Source organism: aff. Roholtiella sp. LEGE 12411 (assembly GCF_015206995.1).
Classification (GTDB): domain Bacteria; phylum Cyanobacteriota; class Cyanobacteriia; order Cyanobacteriales; family Nostocaceae; genus Komarekiella.
This window is the reverse complement of the sequence record NZ_JADEXR010000291.1, coordinates 1-2,206: the sequence shown is the minus strand read 5'-3', so window position 1 is coordinate 2,206 and position 2,206 is coordinate 1. Positions and strand designations below refer to the sequence as shown.

General features: G+C 46.1%; 2 protein-coding genes. Both read right to left on the bottom strand.

Annotation, left to right across the window (positions count from 1 at the left end; all coding sequences use genetic code 11):
* Window positions 1-90: 90 nt before the first annotated feature.
* Window positions 91-1,407, bottom strand: a complete 1,317-nt coding sequence (locus tag IQ246_RS29450; RefSeq protein WP_194006813.1) for a TldD/PmbA family protein — start codon at window positions 1,405-1,407, stop codon at window positions 91-93.
* A gap of 365 nt (window positions 1,408-1,772) precedes the next feature.
* Window positions 1,773-2,045, bottom strand: a complete 273-nt coding sequence (locus tag IQ246_RS29445) for a hypothetical protein (protein ID WP_194006812.1) — start codon at window positions 2,043-2,045, stop codon at window positions 1,773-1,775.
* Window positions 2,046-2,206 lie beyond the last annotated feature (161 nt).

The window sequence follows — 2,206 nt, the reverse complement described above, 5'->3', positions numbered from 1 at the left end:
GGCATGGGGCATGGGGCATGGGGCATGGGTCAAGAGAAAGTAGACTTTTGACTCTTGACTTTGGACTCCCCGGAACGAAGTGGAGGGGTTTTAATTGCTTCTGCCAGTCGTGGATAGTCCTTCTACTATCAAAGATGGAGTATAACAAGAACCATTCCAATCGGCATCGCCGCCTAGTTTAACCACTTGTTTAAGGGCTGTATAGACGTTGCCAGCAACCATCGTATCTTTAACGCGCCCAATTACGTGGCCATTTTGCACACGGTAGCCTAAATCAATATTGATTGAAAAGTCTCCAGAAATACCACTGCCACCACCCAGCATTTGATCCACAATCAAGCCATCATCCATTTGTTGAATCAAGTCTTGGAGGGATGCAGAACCTGGCTGGATTAGAAAATTAAATAACCCAGGGGTAGGATAACTACCCAAACCAGGGCGAAAACCATTCCCAGTTGTGCCAATGCCTAGTTGATTTCCGGTGGTGCGATCGCCATAGAAATGCTGTAAAATACCGTTTTGGATAAACACTAAAGATTGAGTAGGAGTGCCTTCATCATCAAAAGGACAACTATAAGGGCCAGCTTCAGGATCTTGGTATAGAGTCAGGCTAGGCGCAACTACTGGTTTTCCTAGACGTTCTGCCCAAGGGGAAGCTACTTCTAGAACTCGCTTGCCATTCAAAGCCGCTTGCACAGTACCCCAAAGCATATCAGCAGCTTTAGAAGTGAACAAAACTGGGATGCGACCAGTAGGGGGAGGGACATTTTCTCTAGCCCAAATTAGCCGCTGTACAATTTGGTTAGCTAATCTCTCCGGTTGCAGTTCACCCCGTTGGGTTTGACCATCAGAAACACTCAAAAAATCATCACCACGTACCCATTCCGCTGACACATAACAGCTCAGGGTAGTATCAGTGTAGTGACAATCTAAACCTTTGGTATTGACAAGTCTAGTATTTTCAACATCACATTCCCAGTCACTATTGCATACAACCTCTGGATACGTGTCGCGGATGAGCGCGATCGCTTCTTTGCCCCAATTTACCAAAACCTCTATAGGCACATTTTCCCCTAAGTCTGGGTAAGATGGCCGAAAATTACTGCCTAATTCCACTGGTTCCGGTTGATTCAGTTGACTCAAGGCGAGAGCTCGTTCTACCATCACTTGCGCTTGGACAGAACCGTAAGCCACAGTAAGTCCTGGACGTCCGTTTCGCCAAAGCCGCAGTGCTGTGCCTTCAGATTGGCTGGTTTCTAGCTGCTTGAGTCGGTTTGCCTCAAAAAAAACTGGTCGAGAAAGCGATCGCGACTGATACACTTCAGCAGCTTCTGCTCCAGATTTTATGGCTAGTTCCAGCAGATTTTCTGCTAGTGTATCTTCTTGTGACAAAATTTCAGAACCCATGACCCTTTGTGAATTGTGGATTGTGGATTTTGAACCGCAGATGTAGACTCCCTGACAGCGGTGAGTCCAGTGCTGTACCCTTACGGGAAAGCAAGCTACGCCCAGTGTCTCCTTTAAGAGGCCGGTTTCCCAACCTAGGCAACTGGCGTTAGCGACACTCTTAAGCGTCACTCAACAGGCTTCCCGCAGGTTAGACTGATACACATTCATAATTTCTAAAAATTATCGGTGTATTTCAGCAGTTGCGATTTGGAACCACACTCTGGGAAAGTTCTGATGGTCGCCTGAAGTTCCAATGGTCGAAAACCAACCCTCGGACTTTTCGGAAACTCAGATTATATTTTCCCAAATCAACGCTGTTTTTGTTATGGAAAGTTATGTTCGTCGAATCGGCTTTCGGCGCTCAAACTTTCCGCTAATGGACGCAGATAATTATCCCAAATCATTGGCACGTCTAAACCTATTTCAGCGGTTTTAATTTGGAACCACACTCTTAGAAAGTTCTGATCACCGCCCAAAGTTCCGAGGGTTGGAAGCCTCCGCACCCTACAAAAAGCCTTTATTGCAAGAACCACAAGGGCAGTGTGACGCTCAATAGCGTCCCTACCACAGCGCTGTCTCACCGCATTAGCGTCCACAGACTTTCTGCTGATGAACGCAGATAATTATCCCAAATCATCGCCATATCTCAACTTGTTTGCCAAAGCTATTTATGCTCATTTGTCAATAGGCATTCATAAACTATTATTAACAACGCAGAATAAAACTTTTCTTCTTCCCCATACCCCATACCCCATAC

Bases quoted from the DNA above. Each gene is read 5' to 3' on its own strand.
- IQ246_RS29450 (WP_194006813.1), bottom strand. From the start codon at position 1,407: ATGGGTTCTGAAATTTTGTCACAAGAAGATACACTAGCAGAAAATCTG.